Source organism: Arthrobacter sp. K4-10C (genome assembly GCF_059090085.1).
Window position 1 is genome coordinate 35,438 of sequence record NZ_JBNHFI010000006.1, and the last position, 15,041, is coordinate 50,478.

At 64.7% G+C, this 15,041-nt stretch carries 15 protein-coding genes; 8 read left to right on the top strand and 7 right to left on the bottom strand.

Going from position 1 to position 15,041, the window contains the following annotated elements; all coding sequences use genetic code 11:
• Window positions 1–18 precede the first annotated feature (18 nt).
• Window positions 19–597, top strand: coding sequence for a hemerythrin domain-containing protein (locus AC5RUU_RS09480; protein ID WP_493974954.1), 579 nt, complete (start codon window positions 19–21; stop codon window positions 595–597).
• Between the two features lie 61 nt (window positions 598–658).
• Here the strand turns inward: AC5RUU_RS09480 and AC5RUU_RS09485 are convergent, their stop codons facing one another.
• From AC5RUU_RS09485 to AC5RUU_RS09505, 5 genes are all read right to left on the bottom strand, one after another.
• Window positions 659–1,786 (bottom strand): Gfo/Idh/MocA family protein, encoded by a 1,128-nt coding sequence (locus tag AC5RUU_RS09485; RefSeq protein WP_493974955.1) that lies wholly within the window; start codon window positions 1,784–1,786, stop codon window positions 659–661.
• Entirely contained in the window at window positions 1,771–2,448 is a 678-nt protein-coding gene (locus tag AC5RUU_RS09490; protein ID WP_493974956.1) for a ThuA domain-containing protein, read from the bottom strand. Before AC5RUU_RS09490 ends, AC5RUU_RS09485 begins: the two co-directional genes overlap by 16 nt.
• A gap of 189 nt (window positions 2,449–2,637) precedes the next feature.
• On the bottom strand, window positions 2,638–3,744 hold the full coding sequence (locus AC5RUU_RS09495; RefSeq protein ID WP_493974957.1) for a GTP pyrophosphokinase: 1,107 nt from the start codon (window positions 3,742–3,744) through the stop codon (window positions 2,638–2,640).
• Between the two features lie 82 nt (window positions 3,745–3,826).
• The gene (locus AC5RUU_RS09500; RefSeq protein ID WP_493974958.1) at window positions 3,827–4,483 is read right to left on the bottom strand and encodes a cyclodeaminase/cyclohydrolase family protein; all 657 of its coding nucleotides are present in this window, start codon (window positions 4,481–4,483) and stop codon (window positions 3,827–3,829) included.
• Between the two features lie 48 nt (window positions 4,484–4,531).
• Window positions 4,532–4,861, bottom strand: coding sequence for a hypothetical protein (locus AC5RUU_RS09505; protein ID WP_493974959.1), 330 nt, complete (start codon window positions 4,859–4,861; stop codon window positions 4,532–4,534).
• A gap of 99 nt (window positions 4,862–4,960) precedes the next feature.
• Between AC5RUU_RS09505 and AC5RUU_RS09510 the strand changes: the two genes are divergently transcribed.
• Both AC5RUU_RS09510 and AC5RUU_RS09515 read left to right on the top strand, forming a co-directional pair.
• Window positions 4,961–5,764: an alpha/beta hydrolase gene (locus AC5RUU_RS09510; protein WP_493974960.1), complete on the top strand. Its 804-nt coding sequence runs from the start codon at window positions 4,961–4,963 to the stop codon at window positions 5,762–5,764.
• Between the two features lie 42 nt (window positions 5,765–5,806).
• Complete coding sequence (locus tag AC5RUU_RS09515) at window positions 5,807–6,757, top strand: carbohydrate kinase family protein (protein ID WP_493974961.1); 951 nt, start codon at window positions 5,807–5,809, stop codon at window positions 6,755–6,757.
• Between the two features lie 14 nt (window positions 6,758–6,771).
• Here the strand turns inward: AC5RUU_RS09515 and AC5RUU_RS09520 are convergent, their stop codons facing one another.
• Window positions 6,772–7,641: a ThuA domain-containing protein gene (locus AC5RUU_RS09520; protein WP_493974962.1), complete on the bottom strand. Its 870-nt coding sequence runs from the start codon at window positions 7,639–7,641 to the stop codon at window positions 6,772–6,774.
• A gap of 109 nt (window positions 7,642–7,750) precedes the next feature.
• On the opposite strand from AC5RUU_RS09520, the gene AC5RUU_RS09525 reads away from it, so the two are divergent.
• Entirely contained in the window at window positions 7,751–9,043 is a 1,293-nt protein-coding gene (locus tag AC5RUU_RS09525) for a C-glycoside deglycosidase beta subunit domain-containing protein (protein ID WP_493975208.1), read from the top strand.
• Between the two features lie 32 nt (window positions 9,044–9,075).
• On the top strand, window positions 9,076–10,554 hold the full coding sequence (locus AC5RUU_RS09530; protein ID WP_493974963.1) for a sugar phosphate isomerase/epimerase family protein: 1,479 nt from the start codon (window positions 9,076–9,078) through the stop codon (window positions 10,552–10,554).
• Between the two features lie 73 nt (window positions 10,555–10,627).
• Here AC5RUU_RS09530 and AC5RUU_RS09535 read toward each other — a convergent pair whose 3' ends face one another.
• Complete coding sequence (locus AC5RUU_RS09535) at window positions 10,628–11,572, bottom strand: LysR family transcriptional regulator (RefSeq protein WP_493974964.1); 945 nt, start codon at window positions 11,570–11,572, stop codon at window positions 10,628–10,630.
• Window positions 11,573–11,802: 230 nt separating this feature from the next.
• On the opposite strand from AC5RUU_RS09535, the gene AC5RUU_RS09540 reads away from it, so the two are divergent.
• Genes AC5RUU_RS09540 through AC5RUU_RS09550 form a run of 3 tightly spaced genes read left to right on the top strand, consistent with a single transcriptional unit; the run spans window position 11,803 to window position 14,947 of the window.
• Window positions 11,803–13,095: an ABC transporter substrate-binding protein gene (locus tag AC5RUU_RS09540; protein ID WP_493974965.1), complete on the top strand. Its 1,293-nt coding sequence runs from the start codon at window positions 11,803–11,805 to the stop codon at window positions 13,093–13,095.
• Between the two features lie 53 nt (window positions 13,096–13,148).
• A complete protein-coding gene (locus tag AC5RUU_RS09545) occupies window positions 13,149–14,108 on the top strand; it encodes a carbohydrate ABC transporter permease (protein ID WP_493974966.1) in 960 nt (319 codons plus the stop codon).
• Window positions 14,109–14,110: 2 nt separating this feature from the next.
• The gene (locus AC5RUU_RS09550; RefSeq protein WP_493974967.1) at window positions 14,111–14,947 is read left to right on the top strand and encodes a carbohydrate ABC transporter permease; all 837 of its coding nucleotides are present in this window, start codon (window positions 14,111–14,113) and stop codon (window positions 14,945–14,947) included.
• Window positions 14,948–15,041 lie beyond the last annotated feature (94 nt).

The following is a 15,041-nucleotide window of genomic DNA, read 5'->3' on the forward strand; positions in this document are numbered from 1 at the left end:
CAGGAGGAGGGCAAGCCCGTGAGTGATACCAATTCCGCCGGAACGGACGTGGACGTCGTGGACATCCTGACTGCTGATCACCAGGAGATGGTTGCATTGATCGGGCAGATCCACGGCACGTCCGATGCAAACCGGCGCCGGGACCTGGCCGACACCCTGATCGCGGAAGTAATGCGCCATGCCGTGGCAGAGGAAATGTATGTCTACCCCGCCATGGTGGACCATATCCCCAACGGTAAAGAGGAAGTCGAACACGACAAGAAGGAGCACGACGAGATCGTCAAGCTGATGAAGCAGCTGGAGAAAGCCGAGCCTTCCGAGCCAGTCTTTATGGATCTGGTAGGTCAGCTCGAGGGACAGCTGACGCACCACGCAGGGGACGAGGAGTCCGAGCAGTTCCCGAAGCTGCGCCAGCACATCCCCCGGGAGAAACTCGTCGAGATGGGCGACAAAGTGGAGAAAGCGAAGAAGCTGGCGCCCACCAGGCCGCACCCCAGCGCACCACATTCCGAGCTGTTCCATAAGACTGTGGGCCCGGGCGTCGGCATGGTGGACCGGCTGCTGGACAAGCTCACCGGCCGGCACACAGGGTCCTAGGGGCGCTCAGCCTGCCGGTGCCGGGCGGAGGTCCTCAAGGCGTCCACCAAGGTCTGCTGCCCTAGGATGCGGCTTCGTGGGGCTGGCGCGCCTCCGCACCCTCGGCCACGATGGTCAGTTCGACGCTTTCCGGGCGCCCGACGGTGCTGTTGATGCGGACCCAGGAGCCGCTGTGGGCTGATTCGAGGACGGATTCCATGACCTCAAGGACGTGGTAGGCCAGTGTGCCGCCCGCCCGGGGTTCGCTGTCCGGCGGGGTGGAAGCCAGGTCGGCGATGCCGAAGCCCCGTCCGGAGTCAACGTATCCGGCGGACACGGGAAGGGTCTGCCAGTCCCCGGCGCCGAGGGAAAACAGCTGGACGTCGCCGTCGAAGTGGTTGGGGTCAGGCACAATCAGCGATCCGCGTTCACCATGGATCTCGATGTTGGGGGACTTGGACTTCACGGCGTCGAAGCTCATGAAGAGGGTTGAAAGTGCGCCGGAAGCGTGGACCAGGACACCGGTCACGTGCGAGTCGACGTCGACGGGGACCTTTTCGCCTTGGCGGGGCCCGGAACCAATGGTCCTCTCGCTGCGGGTGTGGCTCGCGGCTCCCACCACCGAGACGACGGGACCCAGCAGGGTTACCAGTGCCGTCACGTAGTAGGGGCCCATGTCGAGGAGCGGGCCGCCTCCGGGCTGGTAGTAGAAGTCCGGATTCGGGTGCCAGCGCTCATGGCCGGGCGTGACCATGGTGGCGGAGGCGGAAATCGGGGCGCCGATCAGCCCGTCATCGATTGCTCTGCGGGCGGTTTGGATGCCGGTGCCAAGGACGGTGTCAGGGGCACAGCCGACGACGACGCCTGCCTGGCGCGCTGCGTCGAGCACCTCCCGCGCCTCCGCAGTTGTTGCTGCGAGCGGTTTCTCGCCGTAGACGCTTTTGCCTGCGGCGATGGCCTTGAGCGCCACCTCGGCGTGCGCAGCCGGGATGGTCAGGTTCAGGACCAGTTCGACGTCGTCCGCCGCCAGGAGCTCATCAACGGACACGGCACGGACGCCTTCGTACTGCTCCGCAACGGCCTGGGAACGTGCCGGATCGAGGTCCGCGACCGCCACCAGTTCGATGTCCTCGAGCCTGCGGAAACTGGCGAGGTACTGCGCGATGATGGCTCCGCAGCCGACGATTCCTACTTTCAACGGCTTGCCCACAGCAGGCCCCTTTCGATGATGGTGCGGACGTTGGTGTCCTGGAGGATTTCGACCCGGTGGCCCGGGGTGGCGACGAAGATCCGGCCCTTCCCCCATTGGCGGGTCCAGATGGCCGGGGACGTGACTTCACGGTTCCACGGATCCCATTCCCGGACTTTCTGGGTGGTGGTGGCGAGGACGTCAATGTAGTCGTCCGAGAGGACCCAGTACTGTTCGGTGACCAGGTCGAAGTCCGTGATGCCCTGGGTGATGGGGTGCTCTGCGGCTGCGGGCAGCATGTTGACTGTGTAGGGCACGTAGTTGTCGGACTGTTCACCGATGCACTCGTCAGGGTGCTTGCCCGGGTGGCAGGCGAACTGGCCGCCGATCAGGTGCAGGTAGTCGGACGTGTTCCGGTATGAATCGGCGATGCCGCCGTGCCAGCCGGCGAGCCCGGTCCCGTTCTCAACGGCTGCGCGCAGCCCGGTGAACTCGTCCTTTTCGATGGTGCTCATGGTCATGCACTGCAGGACCAGGTCCACCCCCGCCATGTACCCGGGGTCCGCGTAAACCTTTGGTGATTCCTCAACGCGGACGTCGTAGCCGTTGTCCTTGAGATAGGGGATGAAAAGCTCCGTTGCCTCATAGGGCTGGTGGCCGTCCCAGCCGCCGCGGACCACCAAGGCTTGGGCTGCTTCATGACTTCTCCATCTGATATTGCTTCTCCGCAAATAATGGGGAGGCACAAAGGTCCCCTTTCGAAGCATGCCAAGGCCGATTTAGATCACCTTCTAAACTAAAAGGATGACCCGCCCGGGGTCAAGGCTGCGCCCGATGCTTGGCTACTGAACGACGGGAGCACACAGTGACTGCTACTTCTTCGTCAGCCGGTACCGCTCGATCTGTTTTAGCCGCCGCAGGAGGCTGTCGCGCCGGGGGTGGGGGACGACGTCGGGCGCTTCCGCCGTGAGGTCGATGTGCTTGGTCCCGTACTGCCAGAGCAGGAGGTCGTCGAGGAGGCGGTCGGGGCCGGGGGAGTAGCGGTGGTCCAGGGCCTTGCGGACCTCTGTGATGCGGTTGGCGCTGAGCAGTCCTGCCAGCTGCATGGTCTGGTTGAGGCCATGCGCGGCCAGGAGCTCGGCGGCCCATCCCCAGTCATCGTCAACCTTGCGGTCGACGTGGGGGAGCAGGGTGCGCCAGACATCACGGATCCGGTTGGGGGTCAGCGGCGCCGCGCCCTCGCCCTCCATGTCCCAGAAGCTGCGGACCTCCTCATAGCGTTCGTGCAGGTCAGCGAAGGCCGTCTCGACTGTCTCCAGCATTGCAGCGGTGGCGGTGAACTGGCGGTCGAAGTGCGGCGTCCAGGCCCGGGGGTCCTCGGCCTTGAAACGGATATCGTGCTCGATCTCGCTCCAGGCGTGCGCAAAGATAGTGCGGATCTGGCACTCGAAGAAGTAGCTGCCGTTTGGCGCAAGGTCCGGGTTAAAGACCTGCTGGTACTCCTTGACCGCCTCGTTCTGGATGGTGCGCAGGATCAGGTGCCGGCTGGAGTACCCATACGTGCCCGATTCGATGGAGCCGATGTCCTTCTCGCGGTCGCCCCGGCAGTCGAAAAGCTGGCGCTGCCGCTTGATCAGGTTGGCCACAGTGGCGTTTTCGGCCGGCAGCCTGGTGATGACGCGAATGCCCACCATGTCATTGAGTGTGCGGAACGGGTCCGGGAACTTCAGCACGCGGGGCCCGCCCGGCTCCAGCGGTTCCTCCGTCCGGGAAATCTTCTCCTTGAAGGACTCCACCGTTTTGGTGCGGCCGGTAACGAAGAGCGGAGTTACCTCGGTGTCCTTCAGCATGTCCCGCATGATCAGCAGGACATCCTTGGTGACCAGCTTCAAGGCGGGGCGGACGCGCTCGTAGATTTCCACATTGTGCTGCACGGACTCACGCAGCGGCGCGTCCAGGCTTTCCCAGTTACTCGGCATGGTCCCAGCTTAGGGCTGGGGTGGGACAGGGAGCAGGAATGCGCAGGCCAGGCACAGGCAGTTCGGGAACGGAACCCGTGCATCAGGCGCTATCGGTGGGGGCGGCCCGGTCATCAATCCGGGCGGCCAGGCCATCGATCCGGTCAAGGGCGGCGCTCAGCCGTTCCACATTGGACCACAAGCCAGGGTGCTGATTGCGGACATCCTCCAGCGAGGTCCCGGCTGACCGCAGCGACCCCAGGTCAAAGCTGACGTTGGTGCGGGCTCCGGCCACGGCCGCCCGCAGCGCGCCGAATGCGACGACGACGTCGGCAACCAGCGCCGGGTTCCCGTTGTCCGCCAGCCAGGCGAGGTCGTCGATGGCTTCAATGGCGCGTTCGCCGAGGACGGCAGATGCTTTTGCGGCGTCCACCGAGGCGCTCCGGATGGCTTCGTCCCGGTCCGGTCCAGGGTCAAGCCGGAACGCGGCACCGAAGGCCTGGGACGCAGTGGAATCGTCGTCGGCCAACTTCAAAGCCTCCTGGCGGAGCGACAGGGCCCGTTCCCTGATCAAGGCGACCTTGCCGTCGTCGTCCTGCTTTCCGGAGTAGCCCGCCACCATCGATGTCAGGGACGCCGCGATGGCCAGCATGACTCCGGTCCCGGCCCCGCCGCCCGGGGAACCTGTGGACTCGGCAAGGGCGAGCGTCCATTCGTCAACTGTTGAGCCGTGGGTGGTGACCGTTTCAGGGGCATTCATGACAGCAACGTGCCCACAAAGGTGCCCGGCCAAACGGGCACGACGTCGTCACTCGCCGCGGGCCTCCGCCGCGCCTTCGTGTCCAAGGGGCTGGGCGGGCCCGGCCTGGGTGCCAAGGCCGGCCAGCCTCTGATCCAGGTACCGCATCACGAGCGCGGCAGAGATGAGGGCGGCGGAGAACGGCAGCGATGCCATGGTGACAAATCCGTAAAGCTGGGCGGAGAACATCGCCGCAAGGTTTCCGCTGTTGAGCGCCCCCACTCCAACAGCCTGCATAAACCAGTTCGAGGACAACAGGGTAATTACAGCCACCGCCCCCGAAATGATTCCCGCGAGAAGCGTCCGCGCGTATAAGGACGACGCCCGGAACTGGCTCATGGTTCCCCCCAAGGATGTGCCGGCTGGACCCCCAGCTAACCACGCGCGGCATGACCGGGCAAGGGCTCGGCGGGGGGGCGCTCGCTGTAGTCTCAGCACATGATTTCGCGCCACCGCTACGGATACGGCCCGGACCCCAGCCAGTGGGGCGAGCTGTTCCTGCCCGAGCTGCCCGCAGGAACCGGGGATCGGGGTGTGGTGGTCGTCATCCACGGCGGCTACTGGCGCTCGCACTACGGCGCGGAATTGGGCGAACCGCTTGCCCAGGACCTGGCGGAGTACGGTGTGGCCGCATGGAACCTGGAGTACCGGCGGGCCGGCAATGGCGGCGGCTGGCCGGGCACGTTCCAGGACGTCCTGTCCGGGATCGACAGGCTCCGGGGCCTCGCCGCAACTCACGCGCTGGACCTCGGGAAGGTGGTGGCACTGGGCCACTCAGCCGGCGGGCACCTGGCGGTGTGGGCGGCGGGACGGAACCGGCTGGGTTCCCTGGGTCTTCCCGAAGAGGACCGGGAGGTCCGGGCAAACGACGACGACGGCGTCCGCCTCACCGGCGTGGTGAGCCAGTCGGGCGTCCTGGACCTTGCCGGGGCGGAAAGGCTCCACCTCAGCAACGGCGCGGTGGCCAACCTGCTGGACGGGCCGTCGTCGAAATTTCCCGGCCGGCACCGGTACGCAGACCCGCTGGCGGCGCTGCCGCTGGACGTTCCCGTCTACGCTGTCCACGCGGAGGATGACGACGATGTCCCGCGGGCCATGTCGGCCGCGTACGTGGAGGCGGGCAGCTCCGGGCCGGTGCCTCCACTGCTAATCAATGTCACCGGCAGCCACTTCGCGCTGATCGACCCAGCGGCGGGGGCTTACCGCACATGCCGGGACTTGGTTGCGAAGCTGCTGCGCTGACGCAGACTGCTGGCACAGCCGCTTCTCTGGCAGAGTATGACCATGCTCACTGTTATAGGCGAAGGCCTCGTCGACGTAGTCCAGCGCGCCTCCGGAGTGGAAGCCCACGTAGGCGGCAGCCCCCTCAACGTCGCGGTGGGCCTGGCCCGTCTGGACCACCCGGTGCAGTTCATTGGCCGCTATGGGCGGGACGCATACGGCGATTCCGTCGCCGCCCACCTCCGGGCCAGCTCAGTGATGCTTCCGATGGGCCCGGACGACCTGCCCACGAGCGTGGCCACCGCCCTGATCGACGACGACGGCGCCGCCACCCACACGTTCGACCTCGCCTGGGAACTTCCCGGCATCGCGGACCGGCTGGGCTTCATGCTGCAGGGCACCACCCTGCTGCACACCGGTTCCATCGCCACGATGCTGGCGCCCGGGGCCACTGACGTCCTTGCCGCCGTCGAATACGCACACCCATCCGCCACCATCAGCTTCGACCCCAACTGCCGGCCCAGCATCATCACGGACGTGGACTACGCCCGCCGGCACGCGGAGAAGTTCGTCTCCCTGGCGGACGTGGTCAAGGCCTCGGATGAGGACCTGGCCTGGCTGTACCCGGGCGAGGACGTGCTGGAATCGGCCCGGCGATGGATGACCCTCGGCAGGACCGAAAGGCCGGCGATGGTGGTGGTCACCCGCGGCGCGGCCGGGCCGTGGGGCATCACCGCGGCCGGCGAGGCGGAGTGCCCGGCCCCCAAGGTGGACGTGGCGGACACCGTAGGCGCGGGGGATTCCTTTATGGCAGCGCTGCTGTCCGGCATCGTGGACCGCGGCCTGGACGGTGCCCAGAACCGCAAAGAACTCCGCGAACTGCCCGCCGAGGGGTTGGGGGAGCTCCTCGAACATGCTGCCCGGGCAGCCGCCGTGACCGTCTCCCGCCCTGGAGCGAATCCGCCCACGCGGGCTGAGATGAACGGAGCTTTCGGGACTGATGCCGTGAGCTAGGGCCCGATCCGCCGCTACCCCTCCTGGTTGTAGTACGGCCACGGAAGAAAGCGGCGTTCACCACGGCGGTCAGGCCCTTCGAGCGTGACCTTCCCCGTGGCCGCCCACTCGACCCCGCGGGGGAACATCCGGATGAACTCGATTCGCCGGAAGGTGTCGATGTCATGCCCGATGGTGATGGTGAAGCTGCGGCCGCTGCCGTAGTTGTTGATCCACGCCAGGGGCTGCGGCGTGTTGATGCCGGGGAGGCCGCTTAGGCCCTCGGCGGGGATGGCCACCGGATAATGGGACATCGGCCACACGGGGGCATTTTCGTACGATTCGAGATCGTCATACACGGAAAGAAGTACCTCCGCTCCGTCGTAGAGTTCCACGCCGGTCAGGATGTCGTCACCGGTTACCGTCCAAGTTTCGCTGATGCCCGCGGTGATGGGGTGCCGGGGCTCCGCGGTCTGCAGCACGGCCTCGCCCCACGGGCGGGGACGCAGCCCGGTGGCCACGCTGAGCTTCGCGCCCCGCATGATGTTGTATTCCTCGGGGTAGCCCCAGTCGTCCTCTTGCACGGCCGAGCCGTGGAACCAGACGATGCCTTTTCCGCCGTCGTGAACAAATTTCAGCAGGGCGGCGTCGGTTTCAGCGCCGAAACCCACCGCCTTTTCGTGGTACCCGTCGCGGCCCTCGAACACGATGATGACGACGTCGTATTTGTCGATAACGGTCGCCCCGAGCCCGCGCGGGTCCTCAACGACGCGGACGCGGAACCGTCCGGTGTCCTCCAGCAGGGTGGTAAGCCACTGGTTGTGGGCCCGGAAGCTGCGGGACTCGTTGTCGTGCTCGCGGGTCATATGCCCGGAGAGGATGAGTGCGTTCAACACGTCGGCCATGCAATGCCTCTTCTCTAGTTCGAAGTTAGGGCGAAAGTCTACCGACTTTAGTACTAAATAGACATAAGCAATGCTACGATCGTTTTGTACCTAAAGAGAGTGAGCAATGATGCTTCTCGAAAGAGACCTCATTCAGTCCGCCGGCTTCCGTAATGTCACGGAGGGCGGGCACGTGACCGGCTTCCAGTTCCGGGTCCGGATGCCGTCCTACCGCGGCATGGCCGCGTCCCTCATTGACGGCATTGCCGTCCGGGTAGGCAACCTTGTCGACGTCGGGCCGGACGTTCCGCTGTGGGCCTTCGGCGGGAGGACCTTCACGCTGCAGCAGCTTTGGGAGAGCGATGGCGTCCGTTGGCCCCTCGAGGAGGCTGCCGTGGTCACGGTTCCTTACGACGGCGGCCTTCCGCAGGGTGTGCACGAGCTCACTATCGAGTTACGGCTGCGCATGTCCTACATCCCCGTCGAGCACCAGCCCACAATTCACCGTGTCAGCCGGTCGGTAACCCTTGCGCCGGAGGGCGGGGACCGCACCTTCCGCTATGGCGTTTCCCTTTACAGCTACATGGGTGACTACGGCACCGTAATGGACCTGGAAACCGCGCTGGCGTCCATTGCCGATGTGGGCGCTACCGGCGTCGAGATCCTCGGTGAGGGCCACGTTCCAGGTTATCCGGAGCCCTCTGCGGCCTGGATCGACAACTGGTACGGCCTGCTCGAGAAGTACTCCCTGGAGCCAACGAACTACGGATCCTGGATCGATACCCGGCTCCACCCGGGCCGGAGCATGACGGCTGCCGAGGGTGCAGAGGCACTGCAGCGCGACCTGCGGCTGGCCCACCGGCTGGGCTTCGGCTTTGTGCGCCCCAAGATCGGAGTGGTGTCCAGCGACCTGGTGCCGGACCCCATCTGGACTGAATCGGTGGAGCGCTCCCTTGACCTGGCCCACGAGCTGGGGATCATCATCTGCCCCGAGATCCATTCACCCACGCCCATCAAGCACCCCGTCGTCGAGGACTACATCAGCCTCATCGAACGGACCGGAACCAAGAACTTCGGCCTGCTCATCGATACCGGAATCTTCCAGGACCGGCCCATCCCGCTGCGCGAAGGCGAGACCCGCGAAACCCGGCCTTCTTTCCTTGACGGCATCGGCGTCGACCCCGCCGACTTCGCGGATGTTGCCCAGTACGTGGTGTTCATCCAGGCCAAGTTCCACGACATCAACGAGCAACTCGAGGACCAGCAGATTCCCTGGCTGCCGGTGCTCAGGGCCCTCAAAAACGCCGGCTACACCGGCTACCTCTCCAGCGAGTACGAAGGCGAACGCACGCCCTGGCGGGCCATCGAACAGGTGCGGCGCCAGCACGCCCTGATCCGCCGCATCAGCTCCGAACTTCCCTGAACCATCCCATCCTCCCAGCAGAGAGAATGATCATGCCAAACGGACTCCTTGACCACTCAAGCCTCCGCGCCCACCCTGAGGGCCTCGCGCTGGCCCTGACCCTTCCCTGGTACCGGAGCCTGTGGCTCTCCTCCGTCTCCAGTCTGAAGCTCATGATTGACGGCGCGGAGGTTCCCACAGAGGAACTCCGCCTTGAGCTGGGCGGCGTCCGCTATCCCCTTCCCGACCTGCCGGCGCAAAGCGAGACCCTCTGGTACCTCCAGGAGCACCCCCTGCTTATCGCCAAGCGGGAAACCCCTGTTGCCCTGGGCGAGCAGTACACCATCCAGCTCATTGGTGAACTGCGCCTGCCCTACATGCAGATATCCCCGGGCCAGGACGGTGGCCCCGGGATGTATGTCCCCAACTTCGTCAACCAAACGCTGGAACTGACCGTCACGGACGAAGCCGCCGCTGCCCCGGCACTGGTGACGGGGGTAGCGCCGCCTCCGCCAAAGGCGGAGGACGATCCGTTCTCGCTGGGGCTCACCCTGTACTCCGCCAGCGCCGAATTCCGCGCAGGGTGGTACGACTTCGACGGCCTGCTGAACCGCGTTGCGGAACTGGGCATCGGCCCGGGCATTGAGATCGTCGCCTCCCAGGTTCTTCCCACCTATCCGAACGTGACGGATGCCTTCGCCCGGTCCTGGCAGGAGGCCTTCGACCAACACGGATTCACCGCAAGCTCATTTGGTGCAAACCTGGACATGGGCCGGCGCCGCGACCGGGACATGACCCCGGATGAGGAATACGAGTTCACCGAGACGCTATTCCACGGCGCCAAAAAACTCGGTTTCCCGCTGGTCCGCATCCAGAGCGCCAAGCCGGAACTGCTGCGCCGGCTACTGCCGCTCGCCGAGAACCTCGAGCTCAAGCTTGCGTACGAGATCCACGCACCGCTGGGCCCCAACTCGCCCGAGATCATGAAGGTCCGTGACGTGTACGCGGAGCTTGATTCGCCGCTGCTGGGCTTCGTGGCGGACTTCTCCTCCACGATGCACAGCATGTCTCCGACCCTCCTGAGGGCCGTCCGCCGCGCCGGGCTCGACGACGAAGCAATTCAAAAGCTGCAGGCCGTCTGGGCCACCGACGCCCCGATGCGGGCTCGTCAGGAGGAGTTTATCGGCTACCTCCGGGGGCGGGACTTCGATCCCGCCCGCCTTGGTTCCTTCGCGCACCTGGCATTCAACATGCACGGCCATGTCAGCCCGAAAGAGTGGGCTGACATTATGCCCCAGATCATGCACGTCCACGCAAAGTTCTATGACATCGATGAGCAAGGAAACGAGCCGGCCATCGACTATCCGGAACTGGTCCGGGTCTTCGTGGAGGGCGGGTACCGCGGCTACTGGTCCAGCGAGTGGGAGGGCCATGCCTTCGCCGAGCTCGGCGAGGTGGACCCGCTGCTGCTGGTGCGCCAGCAGCATGATCTCATCCGCAAGAGCATGAGGTCTGCGCTGGCATCAGCCTGACCCTGTCATCCCAATGCTTGGGTGCCCGCCGGTCCATCCGGCCGGGCACCCCGGCATTCAAGCGCCCCAGGCGTTACGGGGCCTCCTTGTCCGCAGCCGCTGCGATGATGGTGGCAGCCTCCTGGAATAGTGCCCGCATCCACTCATGCTCTGAATCGCGGTTGTGCACCGGGTGCCACCACAGGGCATTTACCAGCGGCGTGGCATCGAAGGGGAGCGGCAGGATCCGCACCCCGCCGACACGCAGCGCGAACGGCACCAGCGCAGCCTGGATGAGCGCGATCCGGTTGGTGCCCACCACAAAGTGCGGCAGCGACTGGAAGCTTTCCACCACAACGTCCACCCGCGGCTCCACGCCCAGCTGCATGATCTGGCGTTCCGCTGAGGTAGACGCCGACCGCGTCTGATAGGTCATCACCCACGGCAGTTCTGCAATGTTCTCCATAGTGATTTTTTCGCCCACCGCCTCGTTTGAGGAGGAGACGACGGCGACCCAGCCGTCCCGCCAGAGGTCCAGGTAGGGCAGCCCGGACAGGAAGCCGTGGGGGATCACCATACCGTCCACGGAACGAAGGCGGTTGGCGGCATCTTCCACCACCATCGGATTGTGGAGCATGAACCGGAACCGGACACCCGGGGCGCGTTCAGCCGCAAGCTCGGAAACCACACGCCCAACGGTGGTGAACCCGTAGTCCGAGCCGTAGATGGAGAACTCCCGCTCGGACTCGCTGGGCTCCCACGATGCCTGGCTCTCGAAGACCCGACGGGCCGCCTCCAGCGCTGTGGTGGTGTGTTCTGCCAGCCGGAGGGCGAAAGGTGTGAGCTCGTAGGCGTTGCCGCGGCGGGCCAGGATAGGGTCCCCGAAGTGGGACCGGAGCCGCGCAAGCGAAGCGCTCAGCGCAGGCTGACTCAGATGCAGGCGCTCGGCCGCCCTGGTCACGCTCCGCTCGGTTATGAGGGCATCGAGCGATATCAGCAGGTTGAGGTCGAGCCGGGAAAGCAGGACATGATTCGTCACGGCGCCGCGTTCTTTCAACAGTGAACTTCGTTGTCCAAGTGTATCAGCGGCGTCGATACTTTTCACGGTGCCTATCACAAGCCTTGATGCGTGCTTAAGCAGACCCCCGTGAAACTTATGTCTGGCATCGGCAAGACTTATGTGCTTTTTCTACACATCTCCTGCATACTGATGAGTGACCGGGGTCACGGCTCCCGGATTTTTCGACAACGAAGTCAGAAAGGCTGGACATGTCACAGCACAGTCGCTATTCGGGCCTGAAGGTCGGCGCCCTCGCCGTCCCCACGATCGCCGCCCTCATCCTTACGGGCTGCTCGGCACCCACCGGCAGCAACTCCTCCTCAGGAGGCTCGCAGGAGTTTTCCCTGTCGTTCGCTACGTCCAACACCATCGAAAGCCCCTTCCAGGTCTTGGGTGAGAAGTACATGGAAGCGAACCCGAACGTAAAGATCACGTTCAACCCCCAGCCCAACGATTCCTACGACCAGACCCTGCGGACGCAGCTCCAGGCCGGCAACGCCTCCGACGTCGTGGTGACCTCGCCCGGATCGGGCACCGGGCGCAGTATCCTGCCGCTAGTCCAGGCAGGTTTCCTGGATCCGCTCGATGACGCCGCCAAGGAACTGGTTCCCGAGGGCAGCGAAGCACTGTTCGGAACCGACGGCAAGGTCTACGGACAGGCTCCCGAAATCACGGTAGTTGGCCTGGTTGCCAATGAAACCGCTGCTAAAGCGGCCGGCATTTCCGACTTCCCCGCAGACTTCTCCGCGCTTGAGGAACAGTGCAAAACGCTGGAATCATCAGGCAAGTCGCTTATCGCGCTCGCCGGCTCTGCCGCTCCCAACACCGGCCTGATGGCGATGTCGCTCGCAGCGTCGCGTGTCTATGCCGAGGACCCGAAGTGGAACGAAAAGCGCGCTGCCAAGGAAACCACGTTCGCTGACTCCGAGGGCTGGAAGTCATCCCTCGAGGCAGTGGTCACGCTGAACGAGGCAGGCTGTTTCCAGAAAGGCGCCGCAGGTGCCGGCTTTGATGCCATCACCAAGGGTCTCGCCAGCGGAACATCGGTTGCCGGGTTTATTCCCGGCCCCAGCTGGAAGCAGCTGAAGTCCGCCGCTGCCGACGCTGAATTCAATGTGCGCGCACTCCCGGCCGAGAACTCGGGCGACGCCTTCGTCTACGCCAGCGCGAACTACGCCTTCTCCATCAACGCCGCATCCAAGAACAAGGAAGCAGCCAAGGCATTCCTCGACTGGGCCGCCGAGCCAGAGCAGACCAAGGCCTTCGCGGAAATCGATGGCGCCCTGCCGGTTACCGGCCTGGACAGCTACGACTTCGACGCCGGTGCCTACAAGAACGTCGGCAACCTGATCAAGGACGGAAAGTACGGTCCCCTGCCGAACAGCCAGTGGCCCAACTCCTCGGTGTACGACGCACTCGCTACAGGCGTCCAGGGCCTCATCACCGGCCAGAAGACACCTGACCAGGTCCTGCAGGCCATGGACGCAGCCTGGGGACAGTGACAGTTTCACACCACCCGGGTTCCGACGACTCAAAGGGACAAGCAAGGATTACCATGACTGCCACGATGCAACCCAAAAGTGAAGCAGCTGAAGCACCCCGGCGAGGCAGGCGCACTCCGGGGGCGGGCCAGAACGCCCGCCCCCGGGGCCGGGGCCTGGAGTTCGGACACTGGTGGTGGGCCCTGCCCGGGATTGCCCTTGTCTTCGCGATCCACTACGTGGCAACCGGAATCGGCGGGTTCTTCGCCTTTACCAACTGGACGGGCATCGGCTCGTTCCAGATCACGGGCTGGGCAAACTTTGAGGCCATCTTCAAGGACCCCACGAAGCTCGGGGCCCTCTCCAACACCCTCTTCCTGGCTTTCGGCTCCGTTTTCCTCGGCAACGTTGCAGGGCTCGTCATCGCCCTTGGCCTGAACCGGGTCCTAAAAACGCGGTACATCCTCCGCACACTCTTCTTCATGCCCGTGGTGCTCAGCCCCCTGGCCACGGCCTACATCTGGAAGTACATTTTCGACTTCGAGGGCCCCATCAATGTCTTCCTCGCCTCGATAGGAGCAGGCGACCTCGCAAAGCCCTGGCTGGCTGATCCGCAATGGGCCATCTGGACCGTGCTCGTGGTACTTGTCTGGGGTACCACCGGTTTTGCCATGGTCATCTTTATGGCGGGTCTGGCCGGCGTCCCCGTGGAAGTCGAAGAGGCCGCCGCGATTGACGGCGCCAACCTGTGGCAGCGCTTCCGGAACGTCACGCTCCCGGCCATCCGCCCCGCCGTCGCCATTGCCACCACCCTCGGGATCGTCCAGGGCCTCCGGGTCTTCGACCCCATCATGGCCTTGACCGGAGGAGGACCATCGGGGGCAACCGAAACGCTTGCCACCCAGGTCTACAAGCAGGCCTTTGCGCTCGGCAACTTCGGCGGCGGCGCCGCCCTTGCCCTGGTGCTCGCCGTCATCATCCTGTTCTTCGCCGTAATCCAGCAGCGGCTGACGCGATCGAACCCCGAGGACTAACAATGTTCCGATACACGAAACTCACACTGCTCCGCGAAGTCGGCCTCTGGGCACTGGCATTGATGTTCCTCGCCCCCTTCTACTTTCTGGTGACCACGGCCCTGAAGCCGGACAGTGAGATGTACACAACGTCACCCCTGGCCCTGCCGAAGAGTCCGGATTTCAGCAACTTCGTGGATGTCCTGACGGCTACCGGCAACTCCAACGTCGTTATGGGGCTCGTGAACAGCGCCATCATCACCACGGGCAGCATCATCGGGCTGATCGCGCTCGGCTCCATCACCGGATACGTCATCTCACGGAGCACCCGCCGCTGGAGCAAAGGCGCGTACTACCTTTTCCTGGTCGCCATCATCCTCCCCGGCCAGCTGGGCGCCGTGCCGCTCTACATGGGTGCACGCGCCATCGGGCTGACAGGATCCGCCTGGGGCCTGATCGTCCTGTACACCGGCATGCTCCTGCCGTTGTCGATCTTCCTCTACTCCAACTTCTTCCGCGGACTGGGAACCGATTATGAGGAAGCAGCCACCATCGACGGTGCCAGCAGGACCCAGATCTTCTCCAAGGTGGTGCTGCCCATGATGGCCCCCGCCACGGGAACGGTCACCATCTTCGCCGGGCTCATCGTGTGGAATGACTTCTTCACCTCGCTGATCTTCCTGGGCGGCTCCGCCAACCAGACGCTGCCGGTCGCCATGTACTACTACATCGGCTCCCTGGTCTCGCAGTGGAACTCGATCTTCGCCATCGTGATCGTGTCCATGGTTCCCATCCTGGCCCTGTTCCTGTTCGCGCAGAAGCGCTTCATCCAGGGCTTCTCCGGCGGCCTGAAAGGCTGACCTGCACGGCACCTAACAACCGCAAAGCGACCAAACGCCTCGCGGCGATGCCCCACACCCAAAAACCGGTGCAGTCAGCCCCGCCGCTGCCCCC